Origin of the sequence: Pseudomonas sp. B15(2017) (genome assembly GCF_002113215.1) — a bacterium.
Classification (GTDB): domain Bacteria; phylum Pseudomonadota; class Gammaproteobacteria; order Pseudomonadales; family Pseudomonadaceae; genus Aquipseudomonas.
In genome coordinates this window covers 1-19414 of sequence record NZ_NEJZ01000026.1, presented here as the reverse complement: position 1 = coordinate 19414, position 19414 = coordinate 1, and the positions used below count along the sequence as shown (strand labels likewise).

Annotated in this window: 22 protein-coding genes; 13 read left to right on the top strand and 9 right to left on the bottom strand. The window is 57.9% G+C overall.

All coding sequences use genetic code 11. The features are described 5' to 3' along the window. Positions 1–32 precede the first annotated feature (32 nt). Positions 33–329 (top strand): hypothetical protein, encoded by a 297-nt coding sequence (locus CAF73_RS28110; RefSeq protein ID WP_085705173.1) that lies wholly within the window; start codon positions 33–35, stop codon positions 327–329. 61 nt (positions 330–390) lie between these two features. Here CAF73_RS28110 and CAF73_RS28105 read toward each other — a convergent pair whose 3' ends face one another. The 3 genes from CAF73_RS28105 to CAF73_RS28095 form a co-directional block, all read right to left on the bottom strand. Continuing rightward, a complete protein-coding gene (locus CAF73_RS28105) occupies positions 391–1962 on the bottom strand; it encodes a GGDEF domain-containing protein (protein ID WP_085705171.1) in 1572 nt (523 codons plus the stop codon). A gap of 187 nt (positions 1963–2149) precedes the next feature. Then, entirely contained in the window at positions 2150–2923 is a 774-nt protein-coding gene (locus CAF73_RS28100) for an aldolase (protein ID WP_085700456.1), read from the bottom strand. 12 nt (positions 2924–2935) lie between these two features. After that, a complete protein-coding gene (locus CAF73_RS28095) occupies positions 2936–3643 on the bottom strand; it encodes a haloacid dehalogenase type II (RefSeq protein WP_085705169.1) in 708 nt (235 codons plus the stop codon). Between the two features lie 110 nt (positions 3644–3753). Here CAF73_RS28095 and CAF73_RS28090 point away from each other — a divergent pair, with 110 nt between their 5' ends. Further along, positions 3754–4611 (top strand): LysR substrate-binding domain-containing protein, encoded by an 858-nt coding sequence (locus tag CAF73_RS28090; protein WP_085705167.1) that lies wholly within the window; start codon positions 3754–3756, stop codon positions 4609–4611. A 52-nt stretch (positions 4612–4663) separates the two neighbouring features. Here the strand turns inward: CAF73_RS28090 and CAF73_RS28085 are convergent, their stop codons facing one another. Further along, positions 4664–5329: a ribonuclease T2 gene (locus tag CAF73_RS28085; protein WP_085700458.1), complete on the bottom strand. Its 666-nt coding sequence runs from the start codon at positions 5327–5329 to the stop codon at positions 4664–4666. 165 nt (positions 5330–5494) lie between these two features. Here CAF73_RS28085 and CAF73_RS28080 point away from each other — a divergent pair, with 165 nt between their 5' ends. The 6 genes from CAF73_RS28080 (at position 5495) to CAF73_RS28055 (ending at position 10811) form a co-directional block, all read left to right on the top strand. Beyond that, entirely contained in the window at positions 5495–5977 is a 483-nt protein-coding gene (locus tag CAF73_RS28080; RefSeq protein ID WP_085700459.1) for a hypothetical protein, read from the top strand. Between the two features lie 95 nt (positions 5978–6072). Further along, entirely contained in the window at positions 6073–7785 is a 1713-nt protein-coding gene (locus CAF73_RS28075) for a copper resistance system multicopper oxidase (protein ID WP_085705165.1), read from the top strand. An 11-nt stretch (positions 7786–7796) separates the two neighbouring features. Then, positions 7797–8687 (top strand): copper resistance protein B, encoded by an 891-nt coding sequence (locus tag CAF73_RS28070; protein WP_085705163.1) that lies wholly within the window; start codon positions 7797–7799, stop codon positions 8685–8687. 31 nt (positions 8688–8718) lie between these two features. After that, entirely contained in the window at positions 8719–9093 is a 375-nt protein-coding gene (gene copC, locus CAF73_RS28065) for a copper homeostasis periplasmic binding protein CopC (protein ID WP_085705161.1), read from the top strand. Positions 9094–9096: 3 nt separating this feature from the next. Beyond that, positions 9097–9960, top strand: coding sequence for a copper homeostasis membrane protein CopD (copD, locus tag CAF73_RS28060; protein WP_085705159.1), 864 nt, complete (start codon positions 9097–9099; stop codon positions 9958–9960). A gap of 59 nt (positions 9961–10019) precedes the next feature. Then, entirely contained in the window at positions 10020–10811 is a 792-nt protein-coding gene (locus tag CAF73_RS28055) for a transporter substrate-binding domain-containing protein (protein WP_176247778.1), read from the top strand. Between the two features lie 3 nt (positions 10812–10814). On the opposite strand, the gene CAF73_RS28050 is transcribed toward CAF73_RS28055, so the two are convergent. Beyond that, positions 10815–11024 carry a hypothetical protein gene (locus CAF73_RS28050; RefSeq protein WP_085705155.1) on the bottom strand — a complete coding sequence of 70 codons (210 nt, stop codon included), beginning with the start codon at positions 11022–11024 and terminating at the stop codon, positions 10815–10817. Between the two features lie 103 nt (positions 11025–11127). Beyond that, on the bottom strand, positions 11128–11913 hold the full coding sequence (locus CAF73_RS28045) for an alpha/beta fold hydrolase (RefSeq protein ID WP_085705153.1): 786 nt from the start codon (positions 11911–11913) through the stop codon (positions 11128–11130). Positions 11914–12025: 112 nt separating this feature from the next. Between CAF73_RS28045 and CAF73_RS28040 the strand changes: the two genes are divergently transcribed. Continuing rightward, positions 12026–12982: a GlxA family transcriptional regulator gene (locus CAF73_RS28040; RefSeq protein ID WP_085705151.1), complete on the top strand. Its 957-nt coding sequence runs from the start codon at positions 12026–12028 to the stop codon at positions 12980–12982. Positions 12983–13020: 38 nt separating this feature from the next. On the opposite strand, the gene CAF73_RS28035 is transcribed toward CAF73_RS28040, so the two are convergent. Then, complete coding sequence (locus CAF73_RS28035) at positions 13021–13380, bottom strand: DUF6124 family protein (RefSeq protein ID WP_085705149.1); 360 nt, start codon at positions 13378–13380, stop codon at positions 13021–13023. Between the two features lie 457 nt (positions 13381–13837). Between CAF73_RS28035 and CAF73_RS28030 the strand changes: the two genes are divergently transcribed. The 4 genes from CAF73_RS28030 (at position 13838) to CAF73_RS28015 (ending at position 16357) form a co-directional block, all read left to right on the top strand. After that, the gene (locus tag CAF73_RS28030) at positions 13838–14383 is read left to right on the top strand and encodes a PAAR domain-containing protein (protein WP_085705147.1); all 546 of its coding nucleotides are present in this window, start codon (positions 13838–13840) and stop codon (positions 14381–14383) included. 9 nt (positions 14384–14392) lie between these two features. After that, positions 14393–15175 (top strand): hypothetical protein, encoded by a 783-nt coding sequence (locus CAF73_RS28025; protein WP_085705145.1) that lies wholly within the window; start codon positions 14393–14395, stop codon positions 15173–15175. Beyond that, positions 15172–15534, top strand: a complete 363-nt coding sequence (locus tag CAF73_RS28020; RefSeq protein WP_085705143.1) for a hypothetical protein — start codon at positions 15172–15174, stop codon at positions 15532–15534. The genes CAF73_RS28025 and CAF73_RS28020 overlap by 4 nt, the downstream gene beginning before the upstream one ends. Positions 15535–15637: 103 nt before the next feature. Next, complete coding sequence (locus tag CAF73_RS28015) at positions 15638–16357, top strand: hypothetical protein (RefSeq protein ID WP_085705141.1); 720 nt, start codon at positions 15638–15640, stop codon at positions 16355–16357. Between the two features lie 75 nt (positions 16358–16432). Here the strand turns inward: CAF73_RS28015 and CAF73_RS30055 are convergent, their stop codons facing one another. Together CAF73_RS30055 and CAF73_RS28000 are read right to left on the bottom strand one after the other, a co-directional pair. Beyond that, positions 16433–18241, bottom strand: coding sequence for a hypothetical protein (locus CAF73_RS30055; protein ID WP_139834882.1), 1809 nt, complete (start codon positions 18239–18241; stop codon positions 16433–16435). 133 nt (positions 18242–18374) lie between these two features. After that, positions 18375–19220 (bottom strand): hypothetical protein, encoded by an 846-nt coding sequence (locus tag CAF73_RS28000; RefSeq protein WP_085705135.1) that lies wholly within the window; start codon positions 19218–19220, stop codon positions 18375–18377. Between the last annotated feature and the right edge of the window lie 194 nt (positions 19221–19414).

Genomic DNA, 19414 nt, shown 5'->3' with positions numbered 1-19414 from the left:
TATCAGGTAGATCCCCTGACTGGAGACACACCATGATGACGCGCACATTGACCTCAATCCTGCTGGCCGCCACGCTGGCCGCCTCCACCGCAAGCTTTGCTGCAAACGACGGCGCCGATGCCACCGGCACCAAATCCGGCGCCACCAGCGGCTCGACCCAGCCACCGAACAGCACCCCGGGCGCGCCTTCGGGCGGCAGCACTTCCGATGGCATGGGCCAAGGCACCGGCACCAACGGCGGCGCCAGCGGTTCAGGCTCAGGGGCTGGCGGCGGGACCGGTTCGGCCGGCGGCGGTACGGGTGGAGCTGGCGGTGGCACCGGCAGCTGAACGAACAAGAGCAGGCCGTGGTAAGTGCCATGGCCTGTGGCTGAACCCGATTGTTTTTTTGTCAGCGATCCGAGCGCAGTAACTCGCCGACGCCGACGTCCATCGACAACACGGCCGCGCGATTGCGGCCGGCGTTCTTGGCCTGATACAGCGCCGCATCCGCGCGCTGGATGAACAGTTCCGGGCTGTCGTTGCCCAGCGGAATGAAGGAATAGCAGCCCAGGCTCACCGTGAGATAACCGGTGGGCGAACCGCTGTGGGTGATGTGCTTGTCCATGACACTGCGGCGGATCTGCCCGGCGATCGCCAGTGCGCCGTTGATGTCGGTGTCCGGCAGCAACACCGCGAACTCCTCGCCGCCATAGCGTACCGCCAGGTCGGATTTGCGCTGGCAGCAGTTTTTCACCACCTGCGCGACCTGCGTCAGGCAGTGGTCGCCGGCCACGTGGCCGTAGGCATCGTTGTAGCTTTTGAAGAAATCGATATCGAGCATGATCAGGCTCACCGGGCTCGACTGCCGCGCGCCCCGGGCAAACTCCACATCCAGAGAACGCTCGAACAGGCGCCGGTTGGCCAGCCCGGTCAAACTGTCGTGGGTGGCGATCTGCTCCAGCGCCCGCTGGGCCTTGCGCAGATTTTTCTCGATCCGCTCGCCATCGCGCACTTGATGAATGAACACCCAGCCGAACAGCCCCACGCCGAGCATCACCAGCGCCACGATCACGCTGGACTGGAACGCCCGGTCATGCCAGCCCTGAAGAATCGTGTCCCGCGACGAAGAGGCGGCCACCACCAGCGGATAACTTTCCAGCTGCCGGTAACCGTAAAGGCGCGTCACGCCGTCAACCACCGAGTCGATCATCGCGGTGCCGGCGGAGGCATTGGGCAGCAGCGTCTGATAGATCTCGCCCTTGGCCAGCGAGGTGCCGATCAGGGACTCGTCGAACGGCCGGCGGGCGAGCAAGGTGCCGTCGGTCAGGCCGAGGAACATGGTGCCGTTATCGTCCAGGCTGAAGCTTTTGAAGAACTTGTCGAAGTACGACATCTTGATCCCGGCCAGCAGCACGCCCTGGAAATTGCCGGCGCGGTCGTTGATCCGTTTCGAAATCGGGATGATCCACTCGCCGTTCTCGCGGCTGCGGATCGCCGGGCCGATATGCGCAACGGACGACACGTTCTGCTGGTGAAACTTGAAGTACTCGCGATCGGCCACGCCATTGCCACGCGGCAGATTCGGGAACGAGGTAATCACCCACTGCCCTTCGCGGTCGAACAGGAACATGCCGTGCAACTGCTCGAGTTGCTGTACCCGCCGCGCGAGGGTTTTCTGCAAACGAGTCTTTTGCGCCGCGCCATAACCGTCTTCCTGAATCCAGTCGACCAGACTGGTCATCACCAGATCCGCCGCCAGAAAGGTGTCCTCGGCCTGCTGCGCCATGGCCCGGGTCAGGTTGGCCGAAGACATCTGCGCGTTCGCCAGATCCTGGCGCCGCGACTGTTCGATCTGCAAGTACAGCAAACCGAACAGGCACAGACACACGGCAACGATGAACAACACCGCCGCCTTGCGCAGGGGCAAACGCTTGAGTGTGCCGCCAGGGGCCTGGTGCGGATCATGAATGGGGATAGGCAAAAGCGTGTCCTGGGCAGGTACGACAGGGGCAAAGGCCCGAACCCTTGTTTTTTGTGAGCGTAGCCCACCGGGTTGTGCGGGGCAACCAAGTGCCACCGAGACAATCCCGACCCTGTTGCTATCGGCGCGCAAGGCAATTGGATGACCTGCGACGCGAATTATTTTTGCCTGCCCGTTTCCCTCGCCTTCACTCCCGGCTCGACAACCGCCGCATCGCACTGTGCAGATGCGCCCGCGCACTTTCCGGATCGCCCTCGCGCATCTGCTCGTACGCCCGTTGCGCAACCGCGTGCGGCACCGGTTTGAGCTCCCGTTGCGTGGCCATCGCCAGCAGTTGCACCTGCGCGGCACGCTCCAGGTAATACAGATCGTCCCAGGCTTCGGCGATGGTCGGCGCCGCGACAATCACCCCGTGGTTCTTGAGAAACAGAATGTCGGCCTCACCCATGACCCCGGCAATCCGGTCGCCCTCACGCGCGTCCAGCGCCAGCCCGTTGTAATGCTCGTCCACCGCCGTGCGCCCGTAAAATTTCAGCGCGGTTTGACTCAGCCACAACAGCGGCGGCCCCTCCAGCAGGCACAACGCCGTCGCGTTCGGCATGTGGGTGTGGAACGCGACCTTCACCCGAGGCAGCCGCTGGTGCAGCCGCGCATGAATATAGAAAGCAGTGGCCTCCGGTTGGCCCGCGCCGTCCACCACGTTGCCATCGAAGTCGCAGACCAGCAGGTTGTGCGCCGTGACTTCGGAAAATGCATAGCCGTAAGGATTGACCAGAAACAGGTCAGCGTGCCCCGGCAACATCGCCGAAAAGTGATTGCAGATCCCCTCTTCCAACCCATGCAGCGCCGCCAGTTGAAAGCACGCCGCCAGTTCGTGGCGAGCGGTGATGATGGCTTCGCTGTCGAGGTTCAACGGGGCGCAACGCGTAGCTCGGGCGCTGCCGGTCAGGGTATGGGCCATGGCGAAATTCCTTTATGACCAGCCAAGGGATGAGAACAACGGAAGGACTTCGTCCAGCGTGTTGAGGATTGCGTCGGGCCGATAGTCCGGCAGCAACTGACGACCGGTGCCACGGTCGATCCAGACGCAGCGAAAATGCATGTCGCGAGCCGCCGTGTGATCGAGCATCGGGCTGGCGCAGATGTGCACCACCTGATCGCGGCTGACGCCCAGTTGCTCATGAGCGTAGTCGAACAGCCGGGGCGCCGGTTTGTAGGCGCCGGCCTGTTGCGCGGTGATCACCCGGTCGATGTGGCCACCCAGTTGAGCGACGTTGCCGGCGATGATGTCGTCATCGGTATTGGAGACGATGCACAGCTTGAAACCCTTGGCCTTGAGCTGCGCGAGGGTCTCGACGACTTCGGGAAACGGCGGCATCTGCGGGATCGCGGTGGCCAGGCGTTGGCTGTCTTCGCTGGCACTCGCCAGGCCCAGTTCCTCCAGGGCCAATTGCAGGCCGAGGGTGCTCAGCTCACGAAACGAGCGGTGCGGCGGCGTCTGTTCCAGGCGATGTTCGTGGCGGTCGTAGACCTCGATCAGGCGCCCGGCGTCGACCCCGTGTTCACCCTTTTCGCTCAGGATCCGCTCGGCCACGGCGCGCAGGCCTTCGTCCCATTGAATCAAGGTGCCGTAGCAATCGAAGGTCAGCCATTGCGGGCGCGGCGTGTGGATCAATGTCATGGGGGCATTCCTCTGCAAGTGAGGGCTTCAGCTTATGAACTCGGGGTGATAGTGTGAAATTAAATAAATAGCCAACCGTCAGTTGCCAAACAAATATCGAGAGCGCCGCCATGCTGGATCTGGAACTGCTGAAAACTTTCGTCTGCGTGGTCGATGAAGGCAGCTTCACCCGCGCCGCCGAACGCGTGCATCGCACTCAATCCACGGTCAGCCAACAGGTGCGCAAACTCGAAGAACTGGTCGGCCACGCCCTGCTGTTGCGTGATCGCACCGGGCTGAACGTCAGCGTCACCGAGCACGGCGAACTGCTGATCTACTATGCCCGTCGCCTGCTGGCCTTGTCCGCCGAGGCCAGCGAAGCCCTGGCCAGCGATCTGGACCTGGAAATCCTGCGCATCGGCATGCCGGAAGACTTCGACGCCCGGCGCATGGCGCTGATCCTCGCCGGATTCACCCGCAGCCACCCGCAAGCGCGGCTGGAAACCGTCAGCGGCATGAGCCTCGACCTGCGCCAACGCCTCGACAGCGGCGAAATCGACATCGCCCTGATCAAACGTGAACCCGACAGCGGCCCCGCCTGGGCGACCTGGCCGGAACGACTGGTGTGGGTCAAGGGCGCGGCGTTCGACTCATCCAGCGGCGTGTTGCCTCTGGCGCTGTTTCCTCAAGGCTGCCTTTACCGACAACGGGCGATTCGCCTGCTCGACGTGGCGCAACGCCCCTGGCGTGTGGCCTTCGGCAGCCACAGCCTGACCGGTATTCAAGCGGCGGTGGCCTCAGGGCTTGGGGTTTCGGTGCTACCGGCGTCGGCAGTGTTGCCGGAGCATCGGGTATGCACGGACTTGCCGCCGCTGCCGCCGACGGAGCTGGCACTGGTCAGCCGCGAGGGGGTGTTGAGTGGATTGCAGCGGGGGCTGGTGGAGTTTTTGCGGGGGGAATTGGGTGTGGATGCGGGGGGATTTGCTTGAGGTTGATCGCAAAAAAACAGGCGCCTTTTCAGGCGCCTGTTTTTATGATCGGTCAACGCGATGGCGGTACTCGAATATCCCCCGCCCGGCATTGGGTTTTCACGCCCTTGCCGCAGGCGCCGAATTGCAGGTCCTTGCCCATGCACACGCGCACTTCCGAGAGTTCCGGGCCGTTGCAGATCACGGCGATACCGTCTGACGGGATGCCCGGATTGCTCTTGCGGAACAGGTCGGCAATTTCCTGCGCTTCGAAGTAATAAGAGCTACTGAACGGTTGCAACTCTTCCGGGATGTTCACCGCGGCCACGGCTTTGTCCGCTTCGTCCAGATAGCCCATAGCGCCGAGGCCGCTGCAGGTGCCGTGCTTGCTCCATTCGTGATCGAGCAGTTTCTTGGTCGGGAACAGCGTCAGGCCTTTGGCCGTCTCGGCGGCCGACAGGTTGGTCAGCGGCGGGCAGGATTCCGGCCAGCCGCCCTTGGCGTATTGCGGCCACAGGCCGTGCAGGACAAAACCGTAGCCCTTGCCGGTGCATTGCGGGTCGTCCTTATGGGTCAGGCAAAAGGTCGGCGACCAGGACAGCGTCAGCAGGTAGTAATCGAACACCCCCGCCACCGACTCCGTCGGTGCCTTGTTGGCGTGTGACTGGCGCGCCGAACTCAGGCCGATGCTACCGACCGTCAGCGCAATCAGCGCCATAATTGTAAAAAGCTTTTTCATGTTCCCGTTCCTTGGGACGCGTGCGTCCGTGGTTTCTGTGGTCTGACCGTCATTTGGCCAGACGCTGATTGAGTCATGCCCGTGTTGCAAGCGCATGACGCAGGGCAAAACCTGCATTACTTTGAAAGGACTACCATGCTGTTGCATTCACCACAGGGAACCGACATGAGTAAAGCAGACGAACTCGCCGCGAAACTCAAACAAACCCGGCACACCCATGCTGACGAAATCACCTGCGCTGAACTTGAGATCGATTGCTGGCCGGCTCAGGTCTACGCCTTGTATCACCGCATCGAGGGCTGGTTGCAACCGGTCACCGAAGTCGGACTGAAGATTCGGCGAAATCCTACCCATGTTTGCGAAAGTTCACCGGATGGCGAGACCCACGACTACGCCATCGACCAATTGGTCATCGAAGCCAACCATCACAGCCTGACATTCGACCCCATCGCCCGCTTCACCGAAGACGGCTCGGGGCGCGTACAGATCAACTTGCCGGGCAAAGAAACATCGCTGCTGCGCACCGTCGACGAACACGGCGAAAGCCACTGGTGGTTGCAGACCATCGAGACCGGGCAACAACTGGATGCGATTGCGTTGACGGAAAACAACCTGCTGTTGGTAGTCCAGGAAGGGCTCGGTCTGTAGGCCGAACCTGACAAAACTGTAATCCGCCCCTCAGCCAGCTGAAAGCTGCCACTGGTTAGCCTCCTCGTCATTGGTCAAACGGGGACTTCCAGCGCATGCCTTCCACCACGTCAAGACGTACCTTCGTCAAAGGCCTTGCCGCCAGCGGTCTGCTCGGCGGCCTCGGCCTGTGGCGCACGCCGGTCTGGGCCTTGAACAGCCCCGGCCAAGTGAACGAATTGAGCGGCACCGACTTCGAGCTGTTCATCGGCGAAACCCCGGTCAACTTCACTGGCCAGCCCCGCACCGCCATGACCATCAACGGCAGTCTGCCCGGCCCGCTAATGCGCTGGCGCGAAGGCGACACCGTGACGTTGCGAGTGCGCAACCGACTCAAGGTCGACACCTCGATCCACTGGCACGGCATTCTGCTGCCGGCCAACATGGACGGCGTGCCGGGCCTGAGTTTCAAGGGCATCGAGCCGGGCGGCGTGTACGTCTACCAATTCAAGGTCCGCCAGCACGGCACCTACTGGTATCACAGCCACTCCGGGTTGCAGGAACAGGCCGGCGTCTACGGCCCGCTGGTGATCGATGCCCGCGAGCCGGAGCCGTTCCAGTACGACCGCGACTACGTGGTGATGCTCAGCGACTGGACCGACGAAGACCCGGCCAGCCTGATGAAGACCCTGAAAAAGCAGTCCGATTACTACAACTTCCACAAGCGCACAGTCGGCGATTTCATCCATGACGTCAGCGAAAAAGGCTGGGGCGCCACCGTCGCCGATCGCACGATGTGGGCCCAGATGAAGATGAATCCCACCGACATCGCCGATGTCAGCGGCGCCACGTACACCTTTCTGATGAATGGCCACGCACCCGATGACAACTGGACGGGACTGTTCCGGCCCGGTGAAAAGCTGCGTCTGCGGCTGATCAACGGCTCGGCCATGAGCTACTTCGACGTGCGCATCCCCGGCTTGAAAATGACCGTGGTCGCCGCCGACGGCCTGCACGTCAAGCCGGTCAGCGTCGATGAGCTGCGCATCGCCGTGGCGGAAACCTATGACGTGATCGTCGAGCCCGCCGCCGAGGCCTACACCCTGTTCGCCCAGGCCATGGACCGTACCGGCTACGCCCGAGGAACCCTCGCCGCCCGCGCCGGCTTGTCGGCCCCGGTGCCGGCACCGGACCCACGCCCGCTGGTGACCATGGACGACATGGGCATGGGCGGCATGGACCATGGCTCGATGGACATGAGCGATATGAGTGGCATGGACCACGCCGGCATGAACATGGGCCCGATGCAGTCGCACCCCGACAGCGAAAAGGACAATCCGCTGGTGGACATGCAAGCCATGACCACCGCCCCGAAACTCGACGACCCCGGCCTCGGCCTGCGCAACAACGGCCGCCGCGTACTGACCTACGCCGACCTGCGCAGCACGTTCGAAGACCCGGACGGCCGCGACCCGGGCCGCACCATCGAGTTGCACCTCACCGGCCACATGGAGAAATTCGCCTGGTCGTTCAACGGCATCAAATTCTCCGACGCCGAGCCGCTGCGTCTGAAATACGGCGAGCGCATCCGCCTGATTTTGGTCAACGACACCATGATGACCCACCCCATTCACCTGCACGGTATGTGGAGCGATCTGGAGGACGAAAATGGCGACTTCAAGGTGCGCAAACACACCATCGACATGCCGCCCGGCACCCGCCGCACTTACCGCGTCACCGCCGATGCGCTCGGCCGTTGGGCCTATCACTGCCATCTCCTGTACCACATGGAAATGGGCATGTTCCGCGAAGTGCGGGTGGAAGAATGAGGACGCCGACCATGACTCGATTCGCCGCGTTTTCCTTGTCACTCCTGTCGATGTCCCAGACCTTCGCCGCCAGCGACATGCAGGGCATGGATCACAGCCGGATGGCTGACATGCAAGGCATGGATCACAGTCAAATGGGTGATATGCAAAGCATGGACGACGGCATGATGCAGCCCGCCGCGCCGACCGAAAGCCGCACGCCGATCCCGGCGCTGACCGACGCCGACCGCGCCGCCGTGTTCACCAGCCACGCCGGACACCAGGTTCACGACAGCGCCATCAACACTTACTTCCTCGCCGACAAACTCGAATGGCAGGACGCCGACGACGCCAGCACCCTGGCCTGGGATTTGTCCGGCTGGATCGGCGGCGACATCGATCGGCTGTGGCTGCGCTCCGAGGGCGAACGCAGCAACGGCAAGACCGAAGACGCAGAGATCCAGGCCCTGTGGGGCCACGCGATTTCGCCGTGGTGGGACGTGGTCAGCGGCGTGCGCCAGGACTTCAAACCCGGCGCCCCACAAACCTGGGCCGCGTTCGGTCTGCAGGGCATGGCGCTGTACAACTTCGAAGCCGAAGCCACGGCGTTTCTCGGCGAAAACGGCCAGAGCGCGATGCGGCTCGAAGGCGACTACGACATCCTGTTGACCAACCGCCTGATCCTGCAGCCCACCGTCGAACTCAACGTCTACGGCAAAAACGACCCGCAACGCGGGATCGGCTCGGGCCTGTCGAACACAGAAGTCGGGTTGCGGTTGCGCTACGAAATCCGCCGCGAGTTCGCGCCCTACATCGGCGTGACCTGGAATCGCTCTTACGGCAACACCGCCGATTACGCCCGGGAAGAAGGCGAGGATCGCAGCGAAGCGCGACTCGTCCTCGGCGTGCGGCTGTGGTTCTGAATCCCATCAAAAAACAATACCGAGGTCTTGCATGCGCACATTGAAAATCTCCCTCGTCCTCGCCAGCGGTTTGCTCCTGAGCACCCTGGCCCAGGCCCATCCGAAACTGCTGTCGTCGACCCCGGCCGAAGGTGCCGACGGCGCGGCACCCGGCAAGATCGAACTGCGTTTTTCGGAGGATCTGCTGACTCAGTTCTCCGGCGCCAAACTGGTGATGGCCGAAATGCCCGGCATGGCCCACTCGCCCATGCCGATGAAGGCCAAAGTCAGCGCCGGCAGCGACCCGAAAACCATGCTCGTCACCCCGCTCTCGCCCTTGCCGGCCGGCACCTACAAGGTCGAATGGCGCGCGGTATCGTCGGACACGCACCCGATCACCGGCAACGTCACGTTCAAAGTGAAGTGAGCGATGGCTGAACTGATCAACATCCTCCTGCGTCTGGCGTTGTATGTGGATTTGCTGATGTTGTTCGGGCTGGCGTTGTTCGGGCTGTACAGCGTTGACGCGGTGCTGCGGTTTCGACCGATGCTGCGCGGGATGGCGTTGATCGGGGCACTGCTCTCAGTAGCGGGACTGGTGCTGATGACCCGCGCCATGAGTGGCGAAACGGAATTCGCGGCGCTGTGGCCGCACCTGCAAATGATGGTGCTGGAAACCGACGTCGGGCTGGCGTGGACGCTGCGGATGATTGCGCTGATCGCCGTGATGATCTGGCCCGGATTGTGGCTGGCGTCGATGGCCGGCGCCATCGCCCTCGCCTCCCTGGCCTGGAGCGGACACGGCGCGATGGATAACGCGTGGCATCTGCTCAGCGACATCCTGCACCTGCTCGCGGCGGGGGCGTGGCTGGGCGCCATGCTCGCGTTGATCTTGATGGCGCGGCTCGATGCATTGCTCAGCGAGGCGCGCATTCGTTCGCTGGCGGATTCCGTCAAACGCTTCGAAAGCGTCGGCGCCGCGATTGTGCTGATCCTGTCGGTGACCGGCGTCGCGAATTACCTGTTCATCGTCGGCCCGGCACTGGGCGAAATCCTGCTTGGCACCTATGGGATTCTGCTGGCGATCAAGGTTGTGTTGTTCTGCGGCATGCTGGTGCTGGCCGCGTTGAACCGCTTCCACCTCGGGCCGTTGCTCGAGCAATCGTTGCGAGCCGGGCAGCATCAAGTGGCAGCAAACGCCTTGCGCCGCAGCGTGGCATTGGAGCTGGTTATTGCGCTGATGATCGTGGGATTGGTGGCGTGGCTGGGCACGTTGAGCCCGGAGCCGGGATGACACCCGGCAAACGCATTCACTACACTGGCCAGCACCTCCACTGCACAAGCCCGATCTCCATGACAATTCGAAAAAGCACGATGATCTTCTGCGGCCTGCTGGCCATGGCCGGCACCGCACAGGCACAAGAACCGGCCTCGCACCTCGACACCATTCAGCAACAGGGCCAGTTGCGCGTCTGCACCACCGGCGACTACAAGCCCTACACCTTCAAACGCCCGGACGGCGGGTTCGAAGGCATCGACATCGCCATGGCGCAATCCCTGGCCGACAGCCTCGGCGTCAAGGTCGAATGGGTACAGACCACCTGGAAAACCCTGATGCCGGACATGCAGGCCGGCAAATGCGACATCGGCGTCGGCGGTATTTCGGTGACCCTGGAACGCCAGAAAAAAGCCTTCTTCAGCAACACCCTCGACGTCGACGGCAAGATCCCGCTGGTGCGCTGCGCCGACCAGTCCAAATACCAGACCATCGACCAGATCAACCAGCCGAACGTGCGCCTGGTCGAACCGGCCGGCGGCACCAACGAAGCCTTCGTCCACGCCTTCCTGCCCAAGGCGCAACTGGCGTTGCACGACAACGTGACCATCTTCGAGCAACTGCTCGACAACAAGGCCGACGTGATGATCACCGACGCGTCCGAAGCCCTCTACCAACAGAAACTCAAACCCGGCCTGTGCGCCGTCAACCCGAGCCAGTTCATGCAATACGGCGAAAAAGCCTACCTGCTGCCGCGCGACGACATCAGCTGGAAACTCTACGTCGACCAGTGGCTGCACCTGAGCAAAGTCACCGGCAAATACCAGAAAGTCCTGAGCGAATGGATCGCCGTACCCGCGGCCCAGTGACCCTCAGTCGTCATGCATCAGGCCGGAGCTGTACTGGTTGAAACTGTTACCGATATTGCTCCCGCCGAACTTCAACGTATTCATGTTCCGCGCCTCCGGCGACTGACAGTCGCTGGAGAAACAACTGGTGGTGGTCAAGCCACCGGAACCGGAGCAGGCGCTTAGAACCGAGATGGTGGCGACGATCAACAGCGCTTTGAGTGGATTGTTCATGGTGTGTGGCGCTCGCGTGGGATCGGGATCTTGTGGATGGATCGTAGGCCGGTGCGGGTGGTGGGAAGATGAAATTTCAGGGTTCGACAGCGCCGGTTCAGCTTCACAAACGCTTCAGAAAATCGCCGATACTCGCGAGCACCGCATCGGGGTATTCACGATGCGGAACATGGCCGCAATCCGGGAGAATCTGCACACTGACTTCAGTACTGATCTGCGCCGCGATGCGTTGCGGTTGACCGATTGATCCGTACTCGTCCCGCTCGCCGTGCAACGTCAGCACCGGGCAGCGAACCTGACGCAACTGAGCGTCCAGATTCCAGTCGCCGAAAGCCTCCGAACACCAGTTATCGACCCACGCACGCAGTACCCAATCGGCCTTGTCGCCGTGATATTTCTGTAACCGCTGCATTTGATCGGGCAAGGCAAACTGACGCTCGGCCTCACGAATCCCGTCCCGCGTCGCCGTCTCGACGAACGCTTGCGCCGCTATGGTGACAACGCCTTGGCAGCGCTGCGCAAACGCCGCCGCGCATCCAATTGCCATGCCCCCACCGACGCTGTGGCCCAGCACGACAAACCGGTTCACATCAAAATATTCGCAGACAGTTTGAAAGCTGCCCTTCGCCTCGTCCTCGACAAAACTCGGCGGTAACAACCCCGGATAAGCGGCCGAACGCCCGAATCCCAAACGATCATAGGCAATCACCTGTCGCCCGGTTGCCTGCGCCAGACGCTCGGGAAAATCGCGCCATAACGTCACACAACCAAGCGAGTCGTGGAGCAGGATGATCGGCACAGCGTGCGTTGCTTCGGCGTCCCAGCTCTGGGCAAACAGCCGCCCTTGGGGTGTATCGATCCAGTGTTGCCGGGTGGAAACGTGCTGCATGGACAAGCTCCTCACAAGACTGCGCGATGTGCCGGTGATCGTATCCTTGCAGTGGCTCCCTTTCGATGTTCTAAAGGGCTATTCAATAGCCTGATCGGGCCACGGAGGATGAATGATCAACGTTGTGATTCTGGCGTATGACGGTTGCTGGGGCATGGGCGTGTTTTCGGCGACCGACTTTTTCCGGATCGTCGCCCTGCTCGAACAACACCTTGGCGTGGGCCAAAGCTACAGCATTCAAGTGTTGAGCGTGGATGGCGCCGATGTCAGCGCAGCGAGTGGGCATCTGATCCGACCGGACGGCGTACTGGCCGATGCGAAAAACTGCGACCTGATCGTGATTCCACCGATTGAAGGCATCCGCCTCGCGCAAGGCTTTGAGCCTGCCCCTGAGACCCTGAAATGGCTGACAGAACGCAAACGACAAGGCGCACGCGTCCTGGCGATGACCACCGGCGTTTGCTACGTCGCCGCAGCCGGGCTGCTTGAACACAGGCTCATCGCCACGCACTGGGCGTTCACCCGCCAGTTGAAGCAACGCTATCCCGACCACGATTTCATCGCCCATCAATCCTTCCTGCATTCAGAGGGCATCTGGAGCACCGGCACCCTCGGCGGCGGCTTCGATGCCTTGCTGGAAATGCTCGCCCAGGATCGCGGCGACCACTTCGCCCAACTCTGCGCCACTCACCTGCTGGTCGCAGCCCCCGAACGCCTGAGCCCGATCCTGCCGGGGCACCGCAATCATCAGGACGCCGCGATATTCAAGGTTCAGGACTGGATCGAAACGCACCACGCAGAAGCAATCACCATAGCCGCCATGGGCCGCGAAGCCGGGTTGACCGAACGCACGCTCAAGCGCCGGTTCCAACTGGCGACCGGTCTTTCACCCAACGTTTATCTACAAAGAGTGCGGATCGACAAAGCGAAGAAACTGCTGCTGACCAGCGGCCTGTCGGTCAAGGCGATTGCCTATGAGGTGGGGTATGAGAACGTGAGTTTCTTTGTGCGGCTGTTTAAAAGTCATGTGGGTCAAACGCCTGCGCAGTGGCGCAAGGTTGCAGACTAAAAACCCCCTGCGCCCGAGCCGCAGAGGGTTGTAACCGACTACTTCGGCTCGATGTTATCCAACGCCTGATTCACCGCCAAAGATCCCAACATCACCAACTGCGCAATGCCGATGGCGGTTTTGCGGTGGGCGGGTTCCAGGGTGCCGGCGAAGTTGTTGAGCATTTCGGAGGCTGATCCCAAGGATTCGCTGGCGTTGGCGAGCAGGGATTCGGTGTCGTAGGCCGGGTTGGCGAAGTACATCGGATCGTGTTTGGTGTGACTGCCCATGATCCGCTGCTGCGGGGTGAGGTAGTGATCGAGGGCGCGCTCGGCGGCTTCGTTCAGGGTTCGTGAATCGGGGAATTTGTAGGGGGAGACTGGATCGGTTTCTGGTGGGTTGGGTGTTGGTTTGAACATGGAGTAACTCCCGACGGATAAGAGGTTAGGAGCCGCCACCTTCGCTACCAAACTAGGGTGGAGGCCATACGCAGGTTGGTAGACCGGCCGTCAGGAACCCCGGCGCATCCGAAGATGCCCTGCGCATGACCACCATAAAACGAAGGCTCTGAAAGCCTCCGCAAGACAGTAGTCTTGTGCTTCTGACGGAATCCGGGCTACCAAACCCGATCACTGTTTTTCAGTGACCCAGGAACGATAGAACCCCCGTGCTAGAGGCACAAGCCGGCGGATTCTGTCTTAGGTGTAGGGGGTGGCGCAAGGTTGTGTAGGGCCGAAGTAGTGTCAGAGAGCTTCGTTTAAACACACTCAAATTTTGCTGTTTAGATGAACGACCAACACCGGGCACGTCGCTGTCAGGCAACCACCCAAGCAACTCTGATACAGTCGGTGCTAATCCGTTGACAGGGAGTCAAACATGGCAAAGCCCGCTGCACGCATCACCGATCCCACCAGTTGCCCCATTCCCGGACACGGCCCCAAAGCCATTGCCTCCGGATCCCCCGACGTATTCTTCGACGGACTCGCCGCCGCCCGAAAAGACGACATCTGCACCTGCGGCAGCGCACTGGCCTCCGCCGTATCCAGCACTGTATTCATCAACGGCAAGAATGCCGCGCTGGTTGGCACAGTCGGTTCACATGGAGACGTCGTGATCGGAGGATCGGGAACGGTGATTATTGGTGACTCACATACGCCTGCGCCGTTTACGCCGCCGACGCCGATGATCATTCATCCTGGATGGATCAGCTTCACCATCCCCGGTTCTGAGTCTTACCTAGGCATGAGCTGCGTTGCTCACTTCGAAGATGGTTCTACCCAATCCGGAAATTTTGATATCACCAACACTGTGAAATTTCTCAACATCCGTGGAAAAGTCTGCCAAAAGCTAGAGTTCGGCTCTCAAGAAGAACCACCAACTGGCTCAATTTTCGACACGCTATTCAATGCATCATTGAAATAAGGATTGTTCATGACTGAGCCACTGCTCGTAACGGGAAGCTACGTTGTCCAGAAAGCTCACGAGCTTGAAAATTCGCCTTTGGATATGGCGATTGCGGGTATGGAGGGAGCCGCCACAAGATTTTCTTTAGATGCCATATCAGATGCAAAAGTACGCAGTAACTACATGAGCAACATCAAGCGCATGTCAGTGGAAACAAAAGCCGAAGTCGCTGCAGGAAGGCTGAGTGCCCAAGAAGGAGCAGCATTTTGCCAAGAGATGCGAAATAGAATCCTGGTCGAGCATCGAAAATTCACCTCGGCACAGGGTGTGGCTTTCGCTGAGCGGAAGAAAAGACTTCCTCCGACATTGCAAGATACGCTGGACAAATACGCATTAAAAACGGCAAACGTCGAATACAACAAACTGACGCCAGAACAAAAGAGCAAAGTCTATTACGAGATTCTGGACTCAGCGGGCCGTGATAACGCACCAGTAAGCAAGGGAACTCAAAAATTAAGAATAATGGGAAAGGTCGGCCTATTGGTCACTGCGACTTTCGCCGTATATGAAATCATGAACGCAGACAACAAAGTCAAGGAAACGGCCCGACAAGGCATCATCATCGGCGGCGGCGCCGCTGGCGGTGGACTGGCAGGCTTGGGTGTCTCCGCATTCTGCGGCCCTGGTGCCCTTGCTTGCGCGGTGGCTATCGTTCTTGCGGGAAGTATTGTGGGAGGAATTGCTGGTAGCGCAGTAGCCGACACCTTTGATGAAGAACTGGAGGAATTTTCCAAATGGGAAGTTCTATGACAAAGCAGCAAAGAGCGGATGTGCGCTGGGCTTTGTCCGACGCTTTTGTTGATAACGAAGTTGACTATGCCGCGATTGCACGGCGGACAAGAGAATTTGATCGAGATGAAGTAAAACGCATCCTATTCGAAGAGGTTGCTCCTGTTTGCCACTCAAACCTTGAAAGTACGCTTCCCACTATCTGGCTCTGCTTTAACAGGGAGGAACTGGAAGGTGATATTGAAAAAATGTTAGAGAAAAAAAAGAATAGCTGGCTCAAAGGGAAAACCAATGCTTTTCTGGTGAAGTGGCTGATGAGTAGGTACGCATATATCTGGACAGAAATAGAAAACCGCTATAAAAACACTAGCCAAGAATAAAACAAACGCTAAGGACAACTGCATCATCAAGTATTTCTTCAACTAGCCTCGCAAGCAGAAACACACAATCGAACCACAACATAGTTAACTTAAGGACTGATATATGAAGGGAAAAACCATCGCAATTCTTCTTGCATGCGCGCTACTTGCAGCTTGCTCTGACCCCAAGCAAGCCAAGCTACCTGCCGACATCAGCAAATGGTCAGAAGATAAAGGACTAATGGACGCTGTTGGCAAACTGGATGAAAACGATAAAAAATTGTTTGTCGGCTATGCAACTCGACAAGTGGTAGCCAGCACATTCGGCGGCAACAAAGTTGTCACAGACTCCACATTGGGTGATGCCCTGAAAACGCAACAGACCTGGATAGAAGCCAAAGCTGCCGAAGCGGAAAAACAAAAAGCCTTGGCAGAGCAAATAAAACAGCAGCAACTTGTGGCACTGAAAGAAATGAACGGAACGCTTACAGCGTCTCTTCTCAAACTGAAATTGAATCCTGTCGACTATAAAAACAAGCAATACAGCGAATATTTCGCCATTGAAATCGCGCTACACAACAATACAACCGAAGCCCTATCTGGTGTAAAGGGAACAGTTGTACTCAGCGACATGTTCGGCGACCCGATAAAAAGAATTGGCCTCACTAACGACACCCAGATTGATCCAGGTAAAACATACATCTATAGCGGCACAATGGACTACAACCAATTTCAGGCTGCCGACAAGAAGCTGGCTGCTTCCGATACTGCAAAAATGAAATTTGAATGGGTGCCGGATACTTATATTTTCACCAACGGCAAAAAACAAAAAATGCCAAATTAAACTGAAAAACGGGGACGAAGGCTTTGACTAAAATCAAAAAAACCTGTCCCCTTTAACAATACATTTCAAACTCACTCAATTCTTTTTACGCAAACGACTCACTAAAACCACATCTTGAGTTGTCATATATGCTTTGGCTCTTATCCAATCCAATACTGGCCCATGCACAAACGAATCAGACTGCATGAAAACTTTCTGAAGAATCCATGCAGTTATAGGCACATAGCTGGCTATACCGCTAGCAGAAGCGACAGCTGCAAATCCACCTGCCATTCCCACAAGATCTAATCTACGAACCTTTTCTTGATTCCGCTCAAACCTTTTAACCTTATCATTCAACGCGGCAATATATTCTGAAACGTCCATTCCAGAGACCAACTTTTCCTGGACCAACCTTTGCAAGGCCGGCATATCGGAACCGTCAAAAACATCTGACACTTCAAGTATTGGTGCATTATTATCCAAACATAGGAGTCCTTCTACCAAGGTCCCCATATCACCTACAGGTTTGACAATACTATCTTGTTTTACACCTGTGATAATACTTCCACAAAACTCAGCAAGCGGCCCCTCATCAAAACCGGGAGACTTAATTGGACTGTATACGGCTCCCAATGCAGCCGCCCACTCTACTGACGCCATCGACATTTGCATGACCGGTGGAAGTTTGACTGCATGGTACTTCTCCGCGACACCTGTAGCTACTTTACTTAATCCATTCCTCATCATAGCCATTGCACCAAGTTCACTAAAGCTATACTCCAGCGATGGCCACACTTCAGAAAAATGCTGAACAAACATTTGCGCCAACTCGTTTGTTCCGCCAAATTCAGAAGTAGACAGCAGATCTAAAACAGTGCGCCTTTCGACATTATTCAAACTTGGAAAAATTAATGGATTACGTCGCCTTGACTCTGCAACAGAAGCTGCAGCTAATCGTTTAGAAAAAATTATTGACCTTGGCGCGACAGCCAAAAGCTCAGCAAGAAATCCGACCGGATAGAATGGAAGCCCCCCGGGCAATACAAAACCTATCCGTCCTCTAGCGGCCAGCTCCAATAGCTCGTTCTCACTCGCATTAAACCCTTTAAATGCAGCCTCAGACAGCTCCGCCAATGGCATAACAATCCATACCATTTTATAAAGTGTTAAGTACCCTCTTAAATTTCCTGGAACTACAGCCGTACAATTCACCAGACAACAGCTCTCTTCTGCAGAAGGTGAAGAACTCAAAAAATAATGTCGATCTATATTCCCCTCAGCAAAAAGAGAGAATTTATTATCTACCCAAAAATCCTCATCCTCTTCAAAAGCCAAGCGCACTATTTCCGGAGGCGCTTTTTTTGTCCCTTTTGCAAAGGCAACATCGACAGCTTCCTCGTTACAACTTATCGCATCGACAACAACTTCAGCTTCTACGTCTAATCCGAGATTTGCTAGTGCGATATCAACCTCTGCGAGTTGGTCCGAGGTCAAGGCCGATTCAACAACAAATTTCACTCCTCCATTTTCACAACACACTCCAAATCGTGGAAACCCCTTTGACAATATAGTCTTAAGAAGACCATTAAACTCAGGCGCGGTGAACGGTACTCCATGATGTTGAGAAAGCTGAGAGACTGTCCTTTCCGGAACAGATACAGAACCATCAGGAAGTTTTTTTACAATCTTCACTGGTGTTCCGATAATCCTGCACGACTCATCAAACCAAGAAACCAAACCAGCAAACTCCTGATCTGGCATATCTTTACTCCGCTCCCCAATCAACACATAATATCGCCCCTCAAACTCCCACAACCCGTCAAAAAAAATAGTGTGTTTCTGTAAAATCAATCGCTCGTAAGATTCTTGCGCATAGCCACGAGCGAACACATTATCCTCCATACAGAAACACCTCCATAATTACGATAATTGGGGATCGACAATAGGACACACCTGTCCCAAATCAGTTAGTCCCCTTTCAGTTGCTGACTTATTGGACCGGTAGTATCGCGCACCGCTCCTACATTGACAGCGATCAGTAGGATGCCGGCTTGCGGCGTGAATCATTCCTCCTGCGGCGGCGATCCAGGAAACCGATGATCACCGTATACACCGCACCGGCAACCAGACCGATGACGAGATAGACGATCAGCCCCGGCCAGAACCCGCGAGGTGACAGTTCCGCGCCTTTCAGAAGGGCTTGCGGCTTTGCCAAAAGAACCGGTGCGACAGACAGCAGCCAGACAAAAAAACTGCTCATCACGCCGCCGATCAGGTACCGCAGGCGGGTGGTGAGAAAGCGCTCCACCAGCCAGAGCATCGGCCAACTGACCAGCATGCTGATAAGCCCGCCGATGAGGAACAGCATGAAGAACATCGAGACGATACTCAGCAGACCACTCGACTGACTGATAGTCGCAATGACGGCGACAGTGCCCAATGCCAGCCCTCCCGACAACGGGATGGCAACAATCGTCCCCCAGCCACGTGCTGCACCGTCCTGGTTTGAGGCAGGGATTTTTTCTATGGTGCCGAGGGCCAGGGTATACAACCCGCCCAATGCGACACCGCCGACAACTGATATCAACAGCAGTTGCCAGAGCGGTCCCCGGTAGGAAAGGCTGACCATCAGGCTTTGAATCAACCCGCTCAGCACATGCCGCAACCGAGACTCTGGGCAACGGCGGTCGCCCAGGAGCAGAAAGGGAATGCCCAACACGGCAGAGAGAATGCAGCCAAAAAGAAAGCCGGAGAACAGCACTGCATCGCTGAAGCCGTAGACCATCACTTTCACGGCGGCATAGACGAGGCCTCCGCATAGCGGTGTGACGAACAGCCGGAGCTCGTTATGGAGCCTCTTTTCAAGCGTGTTGCCGGGCATTCAGGTCGTCCTGACAGGGGAGTGTTTCGAGCTGGCTATTCGAATCGATCACCGGGCCTGTCGCAAGCAGAGAAGGTGTTTTTCCATAAAACATAAATGGGAACTCATATATCAGCCCCCTTTTTCAAGCTGCAACACCTGTCAGAAAACCTCTCAGATGCCTCCCAAGCCCCACCCCGCCATTCCTGATAAAC

What these genes read in the sequence shown, in the direction of transcription:
- CAF73_RS28095 (WP_085705169.1), bottom strand. Translation starts at nt 3,643, where the DNA reads ATGACATTGATCCACACGCCGCGCCCGCAATGGCTGACCTTCGATTGC.
- CAF73_RS28075 (WP_085705165.1), top strand. Translation starts at nt 6,073, where the DNA reads ATGCCTTCCACCACGTCAAGACGTACCTTCGTCAAAGGCCTTGCCGCC.
- CAF73_RS30055 (WP_139834882.1), bottom strand. Translation starts at nt 18,241, where the DNA reads ATGGAGGATAATGTGTTCGCTCGTGGCTATGCGCAAGAATCTTACGAG.
- CAF73_RS28100 (WP_085700456.1), bottom strand. Translation starts at nt 2,923, where the DNA reads ATGGCCCATACCCTGACCGGCAGCGCCCGAGCTACGCGTTGCGCCCCG.
- CAF73_RS28040 (WP_085705151.1), top strand. Translation starts at nt 12,026, where the DNA reads ATGATCAACGTTGTGATTCTGGCGTATGACGGTTGCTGGGGCATGGGC.
- copD (WP_085705159.1), top strand. Translation starts at nt 9,097, where the DNA reads ATGGCTGAACTGATCAACATCCTCCTGCGTCTGGCGTTGTATGTGGAT.
- CAF73_RS28050 (WP_085705155.1), bottom strand. Translation starts at nt 11,024, where the DNA reads ATGAACAATCCACTCAAAGCGCTGTTGATCGTCGCCACCATCTCGGTT.
- CAF73_RS28030 (WP_085705147.1), top strand. Translation starts at nt 13,838, where the DNA reads ATGGCAAAGCCCGCTGCACGCATCACCGATCCCACCAGTTGCCCCATT.
- CAF73_RS28000 (WP_085705135.1), bottom strand. Translation starts at nt 19,220, where the DNA reads ATGCCCGGCAACACGCTTGAAAAGAGGCTCCATAACGAGCTCCGGCTG.
- copC (WP_085705161.1), top strand. Translation starts at nt 8,719, where the DNA reads ATGCGCACATTGAAAATCTCCCTCGTCCTCGCCAGCGGTTTGCTCCTG.
- CAF73_RS28080 (WP_085700459.1), top strand. Translation starts at nt 5,495, where the DNA reads ATGAGTAAAGCAGACGAACTCGCCGCGAAACTCAAACAAACCCGGCAC.
- CAF73_RS28085 (WP_085700458.1), bottom strand. Translation starts at nt 5,329, where the DNA reads ATGAAAAAGCTTTTTACAATTATGGCGCTGATTGCGCTGACGGTCGGT.
- CAF73_RS28110 (WP_085705173.1), top strand. Translation starts at nt 33, where the DNA reads ATGATGACGCGCACATTGACCTCAATCCTGCTGGCCGCCACGCTGGCC.
- CAF73_RS28055 (WP_176247778.1), top strand. Translation starts at nt 10,020, where the DNA reads ATGACAATTCGAAAAAGCACGATGATCTTCTGCGGCCTGCTGGCCATG.
- CAF73_RS28045 (WP_085705153.1), bottom strand. Translation starts at nt 11,913, where the DNA reads ATGCAGCACGTTTCCACCCGGCAACACTGGATCGATACACCCCAAGGG.
- CAF73_RS28070 (WP_085705163.1), top strand. Translation starts at nt 7,797, where the DNA reads ATGACTCGATTCGCCGCGTTTTCCTTGTCACTCCTGTCGATGTCCCAG.
- CAF73_RS28025 (WP_085705145.1), top strand. Translation starts at nt 14,393, where the DNA reads ATGACTGAGCCACTGCTCGTAACGGGAAGCTACGTTGTCCAGAAAGCT.
- CAF73_RS28015 (WP_085705141.1), top strand. Translation starts at nt 15,638, where the DNA reads ATGAAGGGAAAAACCATCGCAATTCTTCTTGCATGCGCGCTACTTGCA.
- CAF73_RS28035 (WP_085705149.1), bottom strand. Translation starts at nt 13,380, where the DNA reads ATGTTCAAACCAACACCCAACCCACCAGAAACCGATCCAGTCTCCCCC.
- CAF73_RS28020 (WP_085705143.1), top strand. Translation starts at nt 15,172, where the DNA reads ATGACAAAGCAGCAAAGAGCGGATGTGCGCTGGGCTTTGTCCGACGCT.
- CAF73_RS28090 (WP_085705167.1), top strand. Translation starts at nt 3,754, where the DNA reads ATGCTGGATCTGGAACTGCTGAAAACTTTCGTCTGCGTGGTCGATGAA.